Raw genomic sequence first — 17,158 nt, forward strand, 5'->3', positions numbered from 1 at the left:
GCCGCCCACCAGCTCGCGCTCGGGTCGACCGACACCCTCGACGGCCGCCGAGCCACCGCCCTCGGCGACCTCGCCCGCCAACAGCTCGCCTTCGGGTTCAGCGACGAAGACTCCGACCCGCCGCCAGACCGCACCCAGACACCACAGCCCGCACCCGCGACCACACAGATCGTGCTGCACGCCCACCTCTCGACCGACGCGATCCTGCAGCGGCACCTGGGTGAAGGCCAGTGCCTGACCGGGACCCTCGAGCAGGTCGGCCACCGGGTCCTGACCGCAGAGCAGATCCGGGACTGGTGCGGCCGCCCCGACGTCCAGGTCACGGTGCGGCCGGTGATCGACCTCCGGGAACGGCTCGAGACCACCGGCTACACACCGACCGACCGGATCCGTGACCACGTCATCGCCCGCGACCGGACCTGCGTCTTCCCGTGGTGCGGACGCAACGCCAGACGCTGCGACCTCGACCACGTCATCCCGTATGACCACGGAGCACCCGATCGTGGTGGCACCACGTCGACCGACAACCTCGCCGCGCTCTGCCGGCGACATCACCGCCTCAAGACCAAGGGCCGCTGGTCCTACGCCATGACCGAGCCAGGCGTGTTCGTCTGGACCAGCCCCCACGGCCACACCTACCTCCGCGACCGCACCGGCTCACGACCCATCGATCCCAACGCACACCCACCCGACCACTGACCACACAGCCCCACACCCCGCAGGGCCTCGACAGCGTCAACCACCGAGACCATGCGGGGTCACAGGCACGTCCGGGGGCACTACTCGACCAACTGGGGTACCGCTTCGAGGACCTCGAGCGGCACTATGGCCGAGGCCACGCTCACCGTGCCGTCGACCGGGACGGGTTCACCGCCGTTCAGACTGGCCTTGGCACCCCAGGTGATCGAGACGGACGCCTTGACGTCCTTCTTCGACGTGTAGGCGTGGGTGATCAACGTGGAGACGTCGACTCCCTCGGACCACGGCTTGCCTGCCCAGTCGGTCTTCAGTTCCTGCCCGTCTCCGAACTTCCAGGTGAAGGCCGTCGGGAAGATCTCGAAGACGACCTTGAACCCGGGTACCAGCGCGATCTCGCCAGTGGTGAACGGTTCGGCCTTCGTGGAGAAGATCGTGTCGAAGTTGACCAGCGTCTGGCCGCCGGGCGGCTGGACGGAGAGCTCGGCCGTCGGCGGCACGACGCTCTTGAAGGCCTCGAAGATCTGGCCGGCGGTGGGCGGGGTGGCTTTCGGCACCGTGGGGATGTCGGCGTCGCCGGGGCAAACACCCCTCGACTCCCCACGCTCTCCACTGACGCTCAAGAAGTAGTACATCTTCTTGATGGATCCGTCCGCGCACATCTCATGGTCCGCACAGATCCCCTGGTTCTCACACGCATAGCCGTCGAATACCCAGGTGCCCGCAACCGCGGGCGGATCGCTGGAAGACGCGGAAGGGGGCGGAGTCTCATCTCCAGGCTCCATGTGGCCCTGGCAGACCAGGGCAATGGTGAACTCCGTCGGCGTCACGGACACATGGACGACGAAGCCATCAGGACACTTGAAGGGTTCCGCCCATGCAGGGGCTTGGAATGCGAATAGCGAGGCACACAATCCGGTCAGGACCAGAAGACCTCGCGTCAGCATCACTCCGGCTCCCCGACGTTGGTGATCGTCCATGCCTGGTTCTCGAAAGCAAGGAAGTAGCCCATGGTGACCTTCGCGCCGGGAAACCTATTGACGAGGTTTCCCGAATCATCGAGTTCATCGTGCGGGTATGACCTCGTGACGACTTCCGCGTAAGCGATCGTCCCGCTGTCGCCGACAATGTCGGCCTTCACGGATGCGACAGAATCACTTTTGCCTGTGAACGTGTGACCTTGCTTCAGGGTGGCCAGGAAGTACTGGACTCCGCCATCGCAATAGGTGCAACTGTCCGAGTAGGCCAAACGTGCGGGTCGCGGATCTCCGGTTTCCCGGAGGTGGGCCACCATGTCCCAGAAGTGCCTGATCAAGGCTTCCGCGCCGGCCTTCGTCGGCTCCTTCGCCTCCGCCGGGATCGCGAGCGGATCGACGGTGGGCGTCGAGGACGGCGACGTCGTCGGCGAGGACGTGGTGGGCATGACCGGCTCCGGCTCCTCGTCGCTGCACCCGGCGACGAGGAGGAGCGGCACCACGACGGTGGCGGCGAGCAGGCGACGTACGAGCACGAGCGGATCCTTCCGAGACGGCGGCCCCCGATGAACCCGCCGCTCGAAGCGTAGGCGGACGATCTGCCCGTCGCCAACGCCCGACGTCGCCCTGTGGACAACGGCACACCCAGGAAACGGTGCTGGATCGTCCCCCCGCAGGTGCGGGTGATCCAGCACTGTCACGTGCCAGCGAGCGGGCGATGCGAGTAGGTTCGCGCCCATGGCCCTGCGCATCGTCGCGAGTCGGCCCGACCCCGCGATCATCACGCTCCCGTGGTCGACCCCGCTCGAGGAGTGGACCGACGACCACGTCGTCCCGCTGCCGCGCGGCCTCTCGCGCCACGTCGTGCGGATCGTGCGCCTGAAGGACCGGACGTATGCGATCAAGGAGACGCAGGAGGACATCGCCTTCCGTGAGTACCGCCTGCTGCGCGACCTCCAGCGCGAGGGCCTGCCCGCCGTCGTGCCGCAGGGAGTGGTCGCGGGTCGGGTCGACCAGCAGGGCCAGGAGCTCCCGGCGACCTTGATCACCGAGCACCTCCGCTTCTCGCTCCCCTACCGCAGCCTCTTCGCCCACGGCATGACCGCGGACAACCTGCCGAGCCTGGTCGACGCGATCGTCGTGCTGCTCGTGCGGTTGCACCTGGCCGGCTTCTTCTGGGGCGATGTGTCGCTGTCCAACGTGCTCTTCCGCCGCAGCGCCGGCGGCTTCTCGGCCTACCTCGTCGACGCCGAGACCGGCGAGCTCCACGACGAGGTCGGCGAGCGCATGCGCGAGCACGACGTCACCCTCGGCTGCGAGAACATCTTCGCCGAGCTGATGGACCTGCAGGCCAGCGGCGCCGTCGGCACCGAGGTCGACGGGTTCGCCGTCATCACCCGGTTGCGTGAGCAGTACGCCGCCCTGTGGGCCGAGCTCACGGACGTGGAGGAGTTCAGCGCGAGCGAGATGTGGCGCATCGAGAGCCGGATCGAACGTCTCAACGACCTCGGCTTCGACGTCGACGAGCTCGACATCGTCACCGACTTCGACGGTGACCAGATCCGCATCCAGCCGAAGGTCGTCGAGCTCGGGCACCACCGCCGCGAGCTGCAGGCGCTCACCGGCATGACCGTCGAGGATGCACAGGCCAGACGGTTGCTGAACGACCTGGCGGCGTACACGGCGCACTTCGACCTCGGCCGCGAGGACAGGCACCTGGTCGCCAACAAGTGGCTGACCGAGGTCTACGAGCCGATCATGGCGATGATCCCACCCGATGCCCGCGGCAAGCTCGAACCGGCCGAGGTCTTCCACGAGGTCCTCGTGCACCGGTGGTACCTCTCCGAGCAGGCCGGTGAGGAGGTCGGCATCTTCGAGACCGCGCGCGACTACATCGACACGGTCCTCACCACCAAGCCCGACGAGATCATCGCCGCGACCGACGAGTAGCAGCGCGCGAGCGCCACCACAGGGTTCCACCGCCTACGCTCCCAGCCATGACGCGCTCCACTCCCCGGCCCCTCGTCGCGGACGACCTGCCCCAGAGCCTGGCCCTGGGCAGGGAGGCGTTCGGCGACTTCCCGGCAGGCTTCACGCCGCCCGACCCGGCCGACTACCCGCCGCCCGGTCGCCACAACTGGGGCACCTTCGACGGCGACGTCCTGGCGGCCAAGGTGACAGGGCGCGAGTTCCACTCGTGGTTCCACGGCCGACAGGTCCCGACCAACGGCATCGCCAGCGTGACGGTGTCGGCCGAGCACCGCGGTGCGGGCCTGCTCGACGACCTGATGGCCGCTGTCCTCGAGGAGGGCCTGCGCGAGCGCGGCGAGGTCATCTCCACGCTGTTCCCGACCGCACCGGGGATCTACCGCCGCTACGGCTACGAGCTGGTCTCCTCCTACGACACCGTCGAGATCGCGACCTCCCGGCTCGCCGCCGTGCCCCGGCCCGGGTCCACGACGACCCGGCGGGCCACGGCCGACGACTTCGATGCCGTACGGCGGGTCTACGCGACCTGGGCAGCGGCCCAGAACGGTCCGCTGACCCGGGAGGGGGCGTCCTTCCCCGCCGGTGCGGAGGCGGTCATCGGCGCCTTCACCGGCGTCACGCTCGCCGAGGCGGACGGCGAGGTCGTCGGCTACGCGACCTGGAACCGCGGCAGCGGCTACGACTCCGCGGCGACCCTCGAGATCGCCGACCTGGTCGCGCTCACCCGCGACGCGTCACTGGCGCTGTGGCGGATGTTCGCCTCCTTCGCCACCGTCACCGGCCACGTCCGGCTGCTCACCTCCGGCCGCGACGCCGCGCGCCTGGTGCTGCCCTTCGCCGACTGGCCGGTCGTGCACAGCCACCCCTACATGCTCCGCGTCCACGACGTCCCCGGCGCCTTCTCGGGGCTGCCCGCGATCCGCTCGGCGGCCGAGCCGATCCGCTTCTCCGTCGCCGGCGACCTCCTGGGATCGACCAACGGCGACTGGACCCTGACCGTCGACGACGCCGTCACGACCTGCACCCCCGGCTCCCCCGGCGGCCCGACGTTCGCGCCGCGCGGACTGGCCCTCTTCTATGCCGGTACGGCGACCTGTGCCGACCTGCGGATGGCGGGCCTGCTCACCGGCGACCCGGGACACGACCGCGCCCTCGACGCGCTCCTCGGCGGCCGCCAGCTGCACATCCGCGACTACTTCTAGACCTCTACTCCTCGTCGGGCTCGTCCAGCCCCAGCTCGGCATACGGCCCGATCACGAACACCCCGTCGGTGCGCAGCCGCACCCACTGCGTGCCCACCGGGCGGCCGTCGCGGTAGGTCACGAGCGTGACGTCGGCGTCGCGGCGCGGCTTGCTGCCGATCGCGATGGCGTAGGCCGCCCCGCCGGTCGTGCCGTTGGTGATGCGGTAGCCGTTGCGGCCGTTCTCGCCGAGGACCTCGGTCGGGCCGTCCTGCACGTGCGTGTGCCCACCCACGACGAGGTCGACACAGCCGCGCGTCAGCGCCTCGCGGCCGAGGTTGGCGTCATGGACCAGCAGCGTCGAGATCCGTTCGCCGTCCTGGTCGCACGCCGCGTCGGCGAGCCGCTCGCCGACCTCGGTGAAGCTCAGGCCGGTCTCGTCGCGCCAGTTGCCCAGCCCGCTCGACCGCGGGTCGTCGACGCCGAGCAGCAGCCCGCCCCAGGGCGCCTCCACCGGCGCTTCCTCGAGCATCGTCCAGCCGAGGTCGTCGAGGTAGTCGGTCACGAAGGGGCCGTTGTCGTGGTTGCCCGCCACGGCGAAGCGGTCGAGGTCGTCGAAGGTCCGGTCGAGCGAGTCGAGGCTGAAGGCCTCCCACGGCTGGCCGGTCGAGGTGTCGTCCCCGGCGTCGAGCACGACGCTCGCGCCCGCCTGGTCGCCGATGGCGCGCGCGACGCGGTCCATGCCGATGTTGTCGTGCCGGTCGCTCACGACCAGGGCCACGGTCTCGTCGTCGTCCGGCTCGTTCAGCTCGAGCGACTCGGCCTCCTCGGCCGCCGCGTCGTAGAACTCCTTGCTCTTGTCGTAGGTGTCGACGGCGCTCTGGATCAGCCGCTGCGTCTGCACCGTGGTCGGGCTGTTGCGGATCTCGATGCCCGCCGCCTCCTCCGGCACGGGGAAGCCGGCCATGAAGGTCTCGAGCGGCTCCCACTCCCCTTGCGCCTCCTGGGTGTCCTCGTCGGAGGCCCAGGGCTGCCAGAGGAACAACGGCACGGTCAGCAGGAGTACGCCGCCGAGGACTCCCTTCCGGGTCCGCACTCCGCGGAAGAGCTGGCCGCGCCGGTGCGGGCCGAGCAGCCACCAGGTCGCGAGCGGCACCAGGCCGAGCGCGAGCCCGCGCAGGGCGGCCGAGGAGGCCATGTCGCGGACCGCGTCGCTGACCTTGGCGACCTGCGAGTCGGGCTCGCTGGCGATGAAGGCGTAGCGCGCGAAGAGCTCCTCGACCGACTCGGTCTGGGTCTTGCCCAGCACCAGGTCGACCCCGACCGGACCGCCCGAGGCTCGCCGGACGTCGGGCAGCAGCGGGCCCGTCCGCAGCGAGACCTGGCCGTCGAAGGTCGGGGTCACCACCGCGTCGTGGCTCGCGACGACGACCGTGCGGCTGTCCCCGAGGAAGAACGCCAGCCCGGACGAGACCCCGACGGTGAGGCACACCGCCGTGAGGACGAGCCCGGTCAGGGCCCGCCGCGTGCTAGCTCCGGGCCTGCGCAATCGCATACAGGGTCACCGACGCCGCGACTCCGGCATTGAGCGACTCGAGCTGGTTGGCCATGGGGATCGAGACGAGCGCGTCGCACGTCTCCGACACGAGCCGGCCCAGTCCCTTGCCCTCGGAGCCGACCACGACGACCAGCGGTCCGGTGGCCAGGCCGTCGGCAGCGACCAGCTCAGGGAGCGAGATCTCGCCGTCGGCAGCGAGCCCGACGACCATGCACCCGGCTTCCTGGAGGGCCTTGAGCTGCCGCACGAGGTTGACCGTCTGCGCGATCGGGATGCGGGCGGCGGCGCCGGCGCTCGACTTCCACGCGGCGGCGGTCATGCCCGCGGCGCGACGCTCGGGGATCAGCACGCCGTGTGCACCGAAGCCGGACGCCGAGCGAACGACGGCACCCAGGTTGCGGGGGTCGGTGACCGAGTCGAGCGCCACGATCAGCGCCTTCTCACCGGCGTCGGCGGCCCGCTGGAGCAGGTCGTCGGCGTGGGCGTACTCGTAGGACGGCAGCCGGGCCGCGAGGCCCTGGTGCACGGCGCCCGCGGTCATCCGGTCGAGCTCGGCGCGGGTGACCTCGAGCAGCGGATAGCCGTGCTCGGCCGCCATCTTGAACGCGTCGCGCAGTCGTCCGTCGCGCTCGGCTCCCTCGGCGACGTACACAGCCGTCACGGGGATGCCGGCGGTGAGGACCTCGACGACGGAGTTGCGACCGGCCACCCACTCGGCGTCGGTCGACTTGGTCGTGCGGCGCTTCGGGCGCACCGTCTCCACCCGCTCGGCGCGCTTCGCCGACTTGTGGGCCTTGTGGTAGGGCCGGTCCTTGGCCGGGGGCGTCGGGCCCTTGCCCTCGAGGCCGCGACGGACCTGTCCGCCGGAACCGACGGTCGCGCCCTTGCCGCCCTTGCGGACCGAACCCTTGCGCTGAGAATTACCAGCCATTTCAAATGCTCCACTTCGGCCCTGAGGGCGTGTCTTCGATCTCGATGCCGGCCGCCTTGATGCGGTCGCGGATCGCGTCCGCCCGGGCCCAGTCCTTGTCGGCTCGCGCGGTGGCGCGGTCTTCGAGCAGTGCGGTGATGAGTACGTCGACGGCGCCGCGCAGCTTCTCGTCGTCGGCGCCACCCGTGGTCGTCCAGCCCGGGTCGGCCGGGTCGAGGCCGAGCACGTCGAGCATGGCGCGCACGGAGGCGGCGTTGCCGCGCAGGGCGTCGGCGTCACCGCCCTCGGTGAGCAGCTTGTTGCCCTCGCGGACGACGTCGTGGATGGCGGCGACGGCGGCGGGGGTGCCGAGGTCGTCGTCCATCGCCTCGATGAACTCCGAGCACAGCATCCCGCCGGTCGGCACCTCGCCGCCGAGGGACGTTGCTGCTCGCTCGAGGAAGTTCTCGATCCGCCGGAACCCGACTGCCGCCTCGTCGAGCGCCTCGAAGCTGAACTCGACGTGGGAGCGGTAGTGGGCGGAGACCATGTAGAAGCGCAGCTCGATGCCGCGCACGCGCTTGAGCACCTCGGGCACGAGCAGCGAGTTGCCGAGCGACTTGCTCATCTTCTCGCCGGCGGTGGTGATCCAGGCGTTGTGCAGCCAGTAGGACGCGAACGGCAGTCCCGCGGCGCGCGACTGGGCCTGCTCGTTCTCGTGGTGCGGGAAGCGCAAGTCGACGCCGCCACCGTGGATGTCGAAGGCGGGGCCGAGGTACTTGCTCGCCATCGCCGAGCACTCGATGTGCCAGCCGGGACGGCCCTTGCCCCACGGGCTGGGCCACGCCGCGGACTCCGGCTCGGAGGGCTTGTAGCCCTTCCACAGCGCGAAGTCGCGGGGGTCGCGCTTGCCGCGCGGGTCGGCGTCGGTCGCCGGTTCCATGTCGTCGATGCCTTGCCGGGTCAGCTCGCCGTACGACGGCCAGGAGCGCACGTCGAAGTAGACGTCGCCCGAACCGTCCGCCGCGGGATAGGCGTGGCCACGCTCGATCAGGATCGAGATGAGCTCGATCATCTCCGGGACCGTGCCGGTCGCGCCGGGCTCGTAGGTCGGCGGCAGCACGTTGATCGAGGCCAGCGCGGTGGTCAGCTCGGCGTGCATCGCGAAGGCGAGGTTGTACCAGGGGCGGCCCTGCTCGGCGGCCTTGGCGAGGATCTTGTCGTCGATGTCGGTGACGTTGCGGATGAAGTGCACGTCGTAGCCGTTCGCCGTCAGCCAGCGCCGCAGCACGTCGAAGTTGACCGCCGATCGCACGTGCCCGACGTGCGGCTCCGACTGCACGGTGAGTCCACAGACGTAGATGCCCGCCTTCCCCTCCTCGAGGGGAACGAAGTCACGAACTTCGCGGGTCGCAGTGTCATGGAGGCGCAGGGTCACCCGCCAAGTCTAGGGGCGCACGCCCCTCTGGCCTGATTCCCCGGGGCGTGTGACTCATGGGACAAAAGTGACGTCGGCGGGTTACCGTCTCCGGGTGGTACGTCGCAGCGCTCTCGCCCCCGTCCTCGTCCTGCTCGCCGGTTCGCTCGCGGCCGTCGGTCCGGCGCACGCCGGCGACCCCCAGGCACGCCGCGCCTCCTCCAGCATCGCGAACACCTCGTGGTCCACGGGCGCCCAGTGGCGCGCCGGGGAGCTCAAGGGCCTCCGCGTCCGGGCCGGCTCCCTCGTCGTGAAGAAGCCGCGCACCGGGAAGCTCGGCGGCCGCGCCTACCAGGTCGGCACCTGGACCTCCCCGTGGGCGGCTCCCGGCTTCGGCCTGACCCAGCTGATCCCGAGCTGGGAGGCCGTGACCGAGGGCGACTCGGTGGTGAAGGTGCAGGTCCGCGGCCAGGCCGCCGACGGCACCGTCTCCAGCTGGGACTCCATGGCCGAGTGGACGCTGGACAACCCCGCCCTGCGGCGCCGCTCCCTCGGCAGCCAGGCCGACGACCTCGGGCGGGTCAGCGTCGACACCTGGCAGGCCGCGACCGCGATCACCCAGTGGCAGGTCCGGGTCAGGCTCTACCGCAACGCCACCAGCAAGCCGCTCGTGCGCCTCGATCGCGTCGGCGCGATGGCCAGCGCGCTCGTGCCCCGGGGCAGCGCCCCGACGTCGGCTCCGGGCCCGGCGGCCGGGACCGTCCTCGACGTGCCGACGTTCTCCCAGATGACGCACTCGGGCCACTACCCGCAGTGGGGTGGCGGCGGCGAGGCCTGGTGCTCGCCGACCTCGACCGCGATGGTGCTGGCCTACTACGGCCTCCAACCGGGTCCGTTCCCCGACATCACGGCCGGCCACGCCGACCCGCAGGTCGACCACACCGCGCGCCTGGTCTTCGACCACGCCTACGACGGCACCGGCAACTGGGCCTTCAACACCGCCTACGCCAGCACCCTGACCGCCGGCGACGCCTACGTCACCCGCCTGCGCGACCTGCGCGCCGCGGAGGACTTCATCCTCGCCGGCGTCCCCCTGGTCGCGTCGGTCGCCTTCGGGCGCAACCAGCTCACCGGCGCCCCGATCTCGGCCAGCAACGGTCACCTGATGGTGATCGTCGGGTTCGAGGCCGACGGCGACGTCGTCGTCAACGACCCGGCGGGCGCGAGCAACAGCGCCGTACGCCGTGTCTATGACCGCGACGAGTTCGAGGACATCTGGATCAACGCCAGCGGAGGCGTCGTCTACGTCATCAACCGCTGACTAGGTTGAACGCATGACGACTGCGTTGGTCCTGGGTGGCGGCGGCATCACTGGCATCGCGTGGGAGCTGGGCATCCTGGCCGGGCTCGCGGAGGCAGGGATCGACCTGACCGGCGCGGACCGCGTCATCGGCACGTCGGCCGGTTCGGTGGTGGGCGTGCAGATCACGAGCGGTACGGCGATCGCCGACCTCTACGAGCAACAGCTCGCCCCGCCCGACGCCGAGCTGGGCGGGCGCCTGTCGCGCCTGGCCCTGCTGAAGATGGTGCCGCCCTACGTCCTGCCCGGTGACGGCCGCACCAAGCTGGCCCGGGTCGGCAAGCTGGCGCTGAAGTCGCACCAGCCCGGCAGCATCGATCGCGAAGGCATCATCCGCTCCCGGATCACGAGCGAGGACTGGCCCGAGCGCGACCTCCGGATCGCGACCGTCGAGGTCGAGACCGGCGAGTTCACGGTGTTCACGCGCGAGAGCGGTGTCGACGTCGTCAGCGCTGTCGCGGCGAGCTGCGCCGTACCCACCGTCTGGCCGCCGGTCGCGATCAACGGCCGTCACTACATCGACGGTGGCATGCGCTCGACCGCCAACGTCGACCTCGCGACCGGGGCCGAGCGGGTCGTCGTGCTCGCCCCGCTGCCGCAGGCGCTCAGCAAGAAGACCTCGATCCGGGCCCAGCTGGAGAAGGTCGCACCGCGCGAGTGGAGCGTCATCACCCCCGACCCCGAGGCCCTGGCGGCCTTCGGCAAGAACCTGCTCGACCCCGCCAAGCGCGCCGATGCGGCGCGGGCGGGGCTGCGCCAGTCGGCCGACCTCGTCGACGAGGTGCGCCACGTCTGGACGGCTGGTTCCTAGGTCGCCCTGACCTGGATGGTGTGCCAGCCGGTGGCGCCGTCGGGCAGCACGTCGCGCCGCACACCCGTCTGCTCCAGCCCGTCGTTGTCCGTGGCGCGCACCCGGAGCTCGTGCTCGCCCTCGTCCAGGGAGACCGTGAGCGCCCACTGCACCCAGGTGTCCTCCGACGGGGTCTGCGCCAGCTGGGCCGGCTGCCACTCGCCACCGTCGACCGAGAGCTCCACCGTGTCGATGCCGGTGTGCTGGGCCCACGCGAGGCCACCGACGTTGACGTCACCGACGGCGACGTCGTCGCCGGAGCGGGGTACGTCGATGCGCGACGCCATCTTGACCGGACCCTCCTCCGACCAGCCCCGGTCGGTCCAGAACGCCGAGACGTCGGCGAAACGGGTGACCTCGTAGTCGACGACCCACTTGGTGGCCGAGACGTAGCCGTAGAGGCCGGGCACGATCGTGCGCACCGGGAAGCCGTGCTCGATCGGCAGCGGCTTGCCGTTCATCGCGACGGCCAGCATCGCGTCGCGGTCGTCGGTGAGGGCGGACAGCGGGGTCGCGCAGTTCCAGCCGTCCTCCGAGGTCTGCAGGATGCAGTCGGCCGAGGGATCGAGACCGACCTCCTCGAGGAGATCGGCGATGCGGATGCCGCTCCACCAGGCGTTGCCGACCAGGTCGCCGCCGACCTCGTTGCTCACGCAGTTGAGGGTCATCCACGACTCGGTGAGCTGGCGCGCGACCAGGTCGTTGTAGGTCAGGACGAGCTCGCGGTCGACCAGCCCGTGGATGCGCAGCGTCCAGTCCTTCGGCTCGATCGTCGGCACCGAGATCGCCGTGTGGATGAGGTAGAAGTCGTCGTTGGGGGTCTGCCACGGCGCGATCCCCGGCAGCCCGATGGAGGTGTCGGCCGGCGCGAGCGGACGCGTGACGCCCTCGAGCCGCAGCAGCCGACGACTCTCGGCGACGTGCCGACGGCCGCGACCCACGACCCGCCCGGCCCCGGCGATGCCGACCGCGGCGAGCCCGAAGACGCCCGCCACCATCAAGAAGACCCGCCGCTCGCGCGACTCGAGCTCGGGGTGGGCGCGCTCGGTGACCAGCGGCTTGGACAGCGCCGACAGGACGACGAGCCAGGTCACGAAGCCCACCAGGACGGGCAGCACGTCGACGACGCTGGCACCGGGCTGGACCATCACCGCGGCGCCCCCGACGAGGGCCAGGACGACCCACACGAGCACCGGCTTCAGCACGCTGTGGCGCGCGAGCGAGCCCGCGAGCGCACCCATCGCGACCAGGCAAGCCACGATGCCGAGGATCAGCAGCGGCTTGTCGAGCTGGCCGACGATGCTGATGAGCCACTCGGCGATCGCGCCCGGCGTGAGGCGGATGATCAGCTCGGCGACCGCCACGACCGGCGACTCCCGGATCGTGAGGGCCATCGCCGTGGCATAGCTCGTGGCGAGTCCCACGAACATCGTCACGACTCCGGCCGCTGCCCAGCGACCCCGATTGTCATCCACCTGTCCATCATGGCCGATGACCGGGCATGATCTGCGCGTGAGCCTTCCCCGCATCGGCATCGGCACGGACGTCCATCGCCTCGTCGAGGGCGTGCCGATGCACCTCGCCGGGCTGGCCTGGCCCGACGAGCCGCGGGGGCTCGAGGGTCACTCCGACGCCGACGTCGCCGCCCATGCCGCCTGCGACGCGCTGTTCTCCGCCGCCGGCATCGGTGACCTCGGCTCACACTTCGGCACCAGCGAACCCGCGTGGGCGGGCGCGTCCGGCGCCACCCTCCTCGCCGAGTCGGCCCGCCGGGTCCGCGCTGCGGGCTTCGAGATCGGCAACGTCGCCGTCCAGGTGATCGGCAACGCCCCACGGCTCGGCCCTCGCCGTACCGAGGCCGAAGCCGCTCTCTCCGCCGCGCTCGGCGCCCCCGTGTCGGTGAGTGCGACCACCACCGACGGGCTCGGCCTCACCGGTCGCGGCGAGGGCGTCGCCGCGATCGCGACCGCCCTCGTGGCGCCGGCCGGCTGATCGTCGTACGGCGAAGCACCCAACTGCAGGCAGTTGGCCGGGCTCCCGACCTGATCCACGCTCGCGGTGCCACGCTCCGCCCTGAACTGCCTGCAGTTGGCGAACGCTGAGGTGGGTCCGACGCCGACTCAGGTCGCGACGGCGAGCCGGTAGCCGCGCTTGACCACGGTCTGGACGACCGTGGTGCCCAGCGCAGCGCGCAGACGGGCGACGGCCATCTCGACGGCGTGCTCGGAGACAGCGGTGCCGCTCGGCAGGGCGGCGAGCAGGTCGCTGCGGGACACGACGTGGCCCGGGTTGACGACGAGGGCCTGCAGCACGGCAAGCGGCGCGGGCGAGAGCCTGATCTCGACACCGTCGAGGAGAACCATGTCGCCGTGCATCAGCAGCACGTGGTCGGCGACCTCGATCGACAACCCGTCGCGGCGTGAGGGCAGCTCGGTCTCGAGCAGCTTGATCATCGCGGCCAGCCGGGAGCGCTCGGGCATGATCGTCGGCACGCCCCACATCTCGAAGGCGGCCGCCGTCACGGGGCCGACGCAGGTCGCGATGACGTCGGCCTGGAACGCGGCGACGACGTCGTCGCGGCGGCCGGTGACACCGGCGACCGCCATCAGCGACGCGACAGCGGGAGCGGACGTGAAGGTGACCGCGTCGAGCTTGCGCTCGGCGATCAGGTCGACCATCCGGAACATCGGCTCGGGGTCCTCGGCGCTCATGACGCGATAGACCGTCACCACGTCCACGCGGGCGCCCTGGCGCTGCAGGGCGTGCGCGACCATCGACAGCGACTGGCCGTGCTCCTGCACGACGATGCGCCGCCCCTCGAGGTCGCGACCGCGCAGGTGCGCGAGCACGTCCTCGAAGCACTCCGAGTCCGGGGCCCACAGCTCGCGGATCCCCCGGCGGCGCAGTGCGCCGACGCTCTTGGGGCCGCGCGCGAGCACCTCGGCGGCACCGATCGCGGTGACGAGCTCGTCGTGCAGGCCCCACTGCTCGGCGGCCGCGAACCAGGTCTTCATGCCGATGCCGGTGGTGGCGACGAAGATGTCGATCGGCTCGGTCAGCAGCGCCTCGGTCGCCATGCGCAGCTCGGCGTCGTCGACCCGGTTGGGGTCGCTGGAGAGGACCGGTGCCCAGTCGACCTTGGCCCCGCGCCGCTCGAGCAGGGCGATCTGGTCCTCGACCTTGCGGGCCGCGGTCACCCCGATCCGATAGCCCTCCAGCGGCAGGTCAGGCTTGCTCCGCTCGCTCACGCGACCGCACGCCGCCGTCCACCGACGTGCACGAAGCCGCCCTCGACCAGGACGTCGTAGCAGGGCACGCTGGCCTGCTCGTCGTCGAGGCACACGCCGGTCCGCAGGTCGAAGGCGTGCTTGTGCATGGGACTCGCGACGAAGGGCACCCCGGCCCGGGTCCCGACGATGCCGCGCGCCAGCACCGAGGCCTTGGCGAACGGGTCGTGGTTGCCGAGGGCATAGACCTCGCCGTCGTGGGTGCGGAAGATCGCGACGGCCTGGCCGTGCACCAGCGCCGTGACGCCGCGTTCGATCTCCAGGTCGTCCACGGAACACACCTTCTCCCAGGTGCGGTCGCCGCGCGTCATCGGACGGCCCCGACCGTGGTCTCGACGGGAGCACCGACGGAGATCGTCGACGCGAGCAGCACCGGCTCGTCCGGGTCCGCCGGGCGGATCTGGCCGCGCTCCTCGGTGAAGGAGATCGTCGGGTCGGGGGTGTCGGGGGCGTTGACGAACGAGACGAACCGACCGAGCTTCTCGGGGTCCTCCAGCGTCGCCTTCCACTCGTCGAAGTAGCCGCCGACGTGCCGTGCCATCTCGGCCTCCAGCTCGGCGCCGAGGCCGAGCGAGTCGTCCACGACGACCTCGCGCACCCGGTCGAGCCCGCCGTCGAGCGACTCCATCCAGCCGGCCGTGCGCTGCAGGCGGTCGGCGGTGCGGATGTAGTACATGAGGAAGCGGTCCAGGTAGGAGATCAGCGTCTCGGTGTCGATGTCGCCCGCGAGCAGCTGTGCGTGGGCCGGTACGGCGCCGCCGTTGCCGCCGACGTAGAGGTTCCACCCCTTCTCGGTCGCGATCACACCGAAGTCCTTGCCGCGCGCCTCGGCGCACTCCCGGGCACACCCGCTCACGCCGCCCTTGAGCTTGTGGGGGCTGCGCAGCCCGCGGTAGCGCAGCTCGAGCGCGATCGCGAGCCCGACGCTGTCCTGCACACCGAAGCGGCACCAGGTCGACCCGACGCACGACTTCACCGTCCGCAGCGACTTGCCGTAGGCGTGGCCGGACTCGAAGCCCGCGTCGACGAGCCGGCGCCAGATCGCGGGCAGCTCCTCCATCCGGGCACCGAACAGGTCGATCCGCTGGCCGCCGGTGATCTTCGTGTAGAGGTTGAAGTCGCGCGCGACCTCGCCGATCACGATCAGCTTGTCGGGGGTGATCTCCCCACCGGGGATGCGCGGGACGACGGAGTAGGTGCCGTTGCGCTGGATGTTGGCGAGGTAGGCGTCGTTGGTGTCCTGCAGCCGAGCGGTCTCCTTCTCCAGCACGTGCCCGTTGAACTGGCTGGCCAGGATGCTGGCGATCGCCGGCTTGCAGATGTCGCAGCCGCGGCCGGTGCCGTGGGCCTCGACGATGTCGTCGAAGCGCTTGTAGCCGTGGACCGCGACGACGTCGAACAGCTCCTGGCGGCTCAGCCGGAAGTGCTCGCACAGGCCCTTGTCGACCACCTTGCCGACGCTCTCGAAGTGCTCCTCGATGATGTTCTTGACGACGCTGACGCAGCTGCCGCAGGTGCTGCCGGCGCGGGTGCACTTCTTGACGTCCGCGACGCTCTCGCAGCCGTCCTCGGTGACCGCGTGCAGGATCTGGCCCTTGGTCACGTCGTTGCACGAGCACACCTGCGCCTCGTCGGGCATGCCGAGCTTCACGCCGCCGCGGCTCGCGGGCAGGATCAGCTCCTCCGGGTTGGCCGGGAGCGCGAGCCCGCTCGCGACGAGCGGTCGGAGCACGCCGTACGCCGATGCGTCGCCGACGAGGATCCCGCCCAGCAAGCGGGTGCCGTCGTCGCTGATGACGAGCTTCTTGTAGACCCCGGCGACCGCGTCGGAGTAGACCAGCTCGAGGGCGCCCTCGGTGGTGGCGAAGGCGTCACCGAAGCTGGCGACATCGACGCCGAGCAGCTTGAGCTTGGTGGACATGTCGGCGCCGGTGAAGGCGCCCGGGCCCTTGAGGAGGGCGTCGACGACGACCTCGGCCATGGCGTAGCCGGGGGCGACCAGGCCGTACATCGTGCCGCCGGGCGCCGCGCACTCGCCGATCGCGAAGATCCGGGGGTCGGAGGTGCGGCACTGCTCGTCGACCAGGACGCCGCCGCGCTCGGCGACGTCGAGGTCGCACTCGCGAGCCAGCGCGTCACGCGGGCGGATGCCGGCGGAGAAGACGACGATCTCGACCGGCAGGGGCTCCTCGACGTCCTTGAACTTGAGCCCGCTGACGACACCGTCGTCGTCGCCGTCGATCAATTCGGTCATCACGCCGGTGTGGACGTCGAGCCCCAGCTGCTCGATGTGGCGCTTCAGCGTGGCACCACCGGCGGCATCGACCTGGACGGCCATCAGTCGCGGCGCCATCTCGACGACGTGGGTCCGGACGCCGAGCTGGTGCAGCGCGTTGGCCGCCTCGAGGCCCAGGAGACCGCCGCCGATGACCGCGCCGGCCGTGGCGGTCCTCGACGCCTCGCGGATCGCCTCGAGGTCCTCGATGGTGCGGTAGACGAAGACGTTGTCGAGCTCCTTGCCGGGCACGGGCGGCACGAACGGCGCCGCGCCGGTGGCCAGGACGAGCCCGTCGTAGGAGATCGTGTGCACGGCGCCCGGGTTGGTCAGGGGCTCGTCGGTCGAGCGCGGTGCCGGGGAGACGTAGGTGACGGTGCGACCGACCCGGTCGATCGCCGTGACGGCGGCGTCGAGGACGAGGCGCACGCGCGGGTCGGCGTACTCCCCCTCGGGAAGCAGCGAGAGCTCGTCGGCGCTCTCGGCGGCGAAGAAGCTCGTCAGCGCGACCCGGTCGTAGGCGGGGCGGGGCTCCTCGCCCAGGACCACGATGTCGTGGGTCTCGGTGAGCCCGCGCTCGATCGCGGCCTGGACGAAGCGGTGGCCGACCATGCCGTGGCCGACAACAACGAGAGTGGGTCGCAGGTGCGTCATGTCCTGA

Annotated in this window: 15 protein-coding genes; 6 read left to right on the forward strand and 9 right to left on the reverse strand. The window is 70.9% G+C overall.

The genetic code is table 11. The features are described 5' to 3' along the window. On the forward strand, positions 1-699 hold a 699-nt coding region (locus tag C9J87_RS08165), incomplete at its 5' end, for an HNH endonuclease signature motif containing protein (protein ID WP_198652307.1). 80 nt (positions 700-779) lie between these two features. On the opposite strand, the gene C9J87_RS19640 is transcribed toward C9J87_RS08165, so the two are convergent. Further along, positions 780-1,676, reverse strand: coding sequence for a hypothetical protein (locus tag C9J87_RS19640; protein WP_157953151.1), 897 nt, complete (start codon positions 1,674-1,676; stop codon positions 780-782). Beyond that, on the reverse strand, positions 1,643-2,206 hold the full coding sequence (locus C9J87_RS08175) for a DUF6318 family protein (RefSeq protein WP_107705215.1): 564 nt from the start codon (positions 2,204-2,206) through the stop codon (positions 1,643-1,645). The genes C9J87_RS19640 and C9J87_RS08175 overlap by 34 nt, the downstream gene beginning before the upstream one ends. Before the next feature lie 202 nt (positions 2,207-2,408). On the opposite strand from C9J87_RS08175, the gene C9J87_RS08180 reads away from it, so the two are divergent. Together C9J87_RS08180 and C9J87_RS08185 are read left to right on the forward strand one after the other, a co-directional pair. Beyond that, on the forward strand, positions 2,409-3,620 hold the full coding sequence (locus C9J87_RS08180; RefSeq protein WP_107705216.1) for a DUF4032 domain-containing protein: 1,212 nt from the start codon (positions 2,409-2,411) through the stop codon (positions 3,618-3,620). 47 nt (positions 3,621-3,667) lie between these two features. Continuing rightward, positions 3,668-4,861: a GNAT family N-acetyltransferase gene (locus C9J87_RS08185; RefSeq protein ID WP_107705217.1), complete on the forward strand. Its 1,194-nt coding sequence runs from the start codon at positions 3,668-3,670 to the stop codon at positions 4,859-4,861. A 4-nt stretch (positions 4,862-4,865) separates the two neighbouring features. Here the strand turns inward: C9J87_RS08185 and C9J87_RS08190 are convergent, their stop codons facing one another. Genes C9J87_RS08190 through cysS form a run of 3 tightly spaced genes read right to left on the reverse strand, consistent with a single transcriptional unit; the run spans position 4,866 to position 8,746 of the window. Continuing rightward, a complete protein-coding gene (locus C9J87_RS08190) occupies positions 4,866-6,395 on the reverse strand; it encodes a metallophosphoesterase (RefSeq protein WP_107705218.1) in 1,530 nt (509 codons plus the stop codon). Next, positions 6,370-7,329: a 23S rRNA (guanosine(2251)-2'-O)-methyltransferase RlmB gene (gene rlmB, locus C9J87_RS08195; RefSeq protein ID WP_107705219.1), complete on the reverse strand. Its 960-nt coding sequence runs from the start codon at positions 7,327-7,329 to the stop codon at positions 6,370-6,372. Before rlmB ends, C9J87_RS08190 begins: the two co-directional genes overlap by 26 nt. A gap of 1 nt (position 7,330) precedes the next feature. Next, complete coding sequence (gene cysS, locus C9J87_RS08200) at positions 7,331-8,746, reverse strand: cysteine--tRNA ligase (protein ID WP_107705220.1); 1,416 nt, start codon at positions 8,744-8,746, stop codon at positions 7,331-7,333. A gap of 94 nt (positions 8,747-8,840) precedes the next feature. Here cysS and C9J87_RS08205 point away from each other — a divergent pair, with 94 nt between their 5' ends. Next, positions 8,841-10,046, forward strand: coding sequence for a peptidase C39 family protein (locus tag C9J87_RS08205; RefSeq protein WP_198652308.1), 1,206 nt, complete (start codon positions 8,841-8,843; stop codon positions 10,044-10,046). A gap of 13 nt (positions 10,047-10,059) precedes the next feature. Continuing rightward, complete coding sequence (locus C9J87_RS08210) at positions 10,060-10,896, forward strand: patatin-like phospholipase family protein (protein WP_010834104.1); 837 nt, start codon at positions 10,060-10,062, stop codon at positions 10,894-10,896. On the opposite strand, the gene C9J87_RS08215 is transcribed toward C9J87_RS08210, so the two are convergent. Beyond that, the gene (locus C9J87_RS08215; protein WP_107705222.1) at positions 10,893-12,410 is read right to left on the reverse strand and encodes a molybdopterin-dependent oxidoreductase; all 1,518 of its coding nucleotides are present in this window, start codon (positions 12,408-12,410) and stop codon (positions 10,893-10,895) included. The two genes, C9J87_RS08210 and C9J87_RS08215, sit on opposite strands and share 4 nt — an antisense overlap. 37 nt (positions 12,411-12,447) lie before the next feature. Here C9J87_RS08215 and ispF point away from each other — a divergent pair, with 37 nt between their 5' ends. Beyond that, positions 12,448-12,927 carry a 2-C-methyl-D-erythritol 2,4-cyclodiphosphate synthase gene (ispF, locus tag C9J87_RS08220; protein ID WP_408635531.1) on the forward strand — a complete coding sequence of 160 codons (480 nt, stop codon included), beginning with the start codon at positions 12,448-12,450 and terminating at the stop codon, positions 12,925-12,927. A 128-nt stretch (positions 12,928-13,055) separates the two neighbouring features. Here ispF and C9J87_RS08225 read toward each other — a convergent pair whose 3' ends face one another. From C9J87_RS08225 to nirB, 3 genes are read right to left on the reverse strand one after another with little or no spacing between them, the layout of a single operon-like run. Further along, a complete protein-coding gene (locus tag C9J87_RS08225; protein ID WP_107705224.1) occupies positions 13,056-14,183 on the reverse strand; it encodes a uroporphyrinogen-III synthase in 1,128 nt (375 codons plus the stop codon). Next, on the reverse strand, positions 14,180-14,533 hold the full coding sequence (gene nirD, locus C9J87_RS08230) for a nitrite reductase small subunit NirD (protein ID WP_010834108.1): 354 nt from the start codon (positions 14,531-14,533) through the stop codon (positions 14,180-14,182). Before nirD ends, C9J87_RS08225 begins: the two co-directional genes overlap by 4 nt. Beyond that, on the reverse strand, positions 14,530-17,151 hold the full coding sequence (gene nirB / locus C9J87_RS08235; RefSeq protein WP_107705225.1) for a nitrite reductase large subunit NirB: 2,622 nt from the start codon (positions 17,149-17,151) through the stop codon (positions 14,530-14,532). Before nirB ends, nirD begins: the two co-directional genes overlap by 4 nt. Positions 17,152-17,158 lie beyond the last annotated feature (7 nt).

Origin of the sequence: Nocardioides allogilvus (genome assembly GCF_003047285.1) — a bacterium.
Taxonomy (GTDB): domain Bacteria; phylum Actinomycetota; class Actinomycetes; order Propionibacteriales; family Nocardioidaceae; genus Nocardioides; species Nocardioides allogilvus.

Excerpts from the sequence above, each read along its gene's own strand:
- nirD (WP_010834108.1), bottom strand. The coding sequence starts at position 14,533 with ATGACGCGCGGCGACCGCACCTGGGAGAAGGTGTGTTCCGTGGACGAC.
- C9J87_RS08210 (WP_010834104.1), top strand. The coding sequence starts at position 10,060 with ATGACGACTGCGTTGGTCCTGGGTGGCGGCGGCATCACTGGCATCGCG.
- C9J87_RS08190 (WP_107705218.1), bottom strand. The coding sequence starts at position 6,395 with ATGCGATTGCGCAGGCCCGGAGCTAGCACGCGGCGGGCCCTGACCGGG.
- C9J87_RS08185 (WP_107705217.1), top strand. The coding sequence starts at position 3,668 with ATGACGCGCTCCACTCCCCGGCCCCTCGTCGCGGACGACCTGCCCCAG.
- C9J87_RS19640 (WP_157953151.1), bottom strand. The coding sequence starts at position 1,676 with ATGGACGATCACCAACGTCGGGGAGCCGGAGTGATGCTGACGCGAGGT.
- rlmB (WP_107705219.1), bottom strand. The coding sequence starts at position 7,329 with ATGGCTGGTAATTCTCAGCGCAAGGGTTCGGTCCGCAAGGGCGGCAAG.
- nirB (WP_107705225.1), bottom strand. The coding sequence starts at position 17,151 with ATGACGCACCTGCGACCCACTCTCGTTGTTGTCGGCCACGGCATGGTC.
- C9J87_RS08180 (WP_107705216.1), top strand. The coding sequence starts at position 2,409 with ATGGCCCTGCGCATCGTCGCGAGTCGGCCCGACCCCGCGATCATCACG.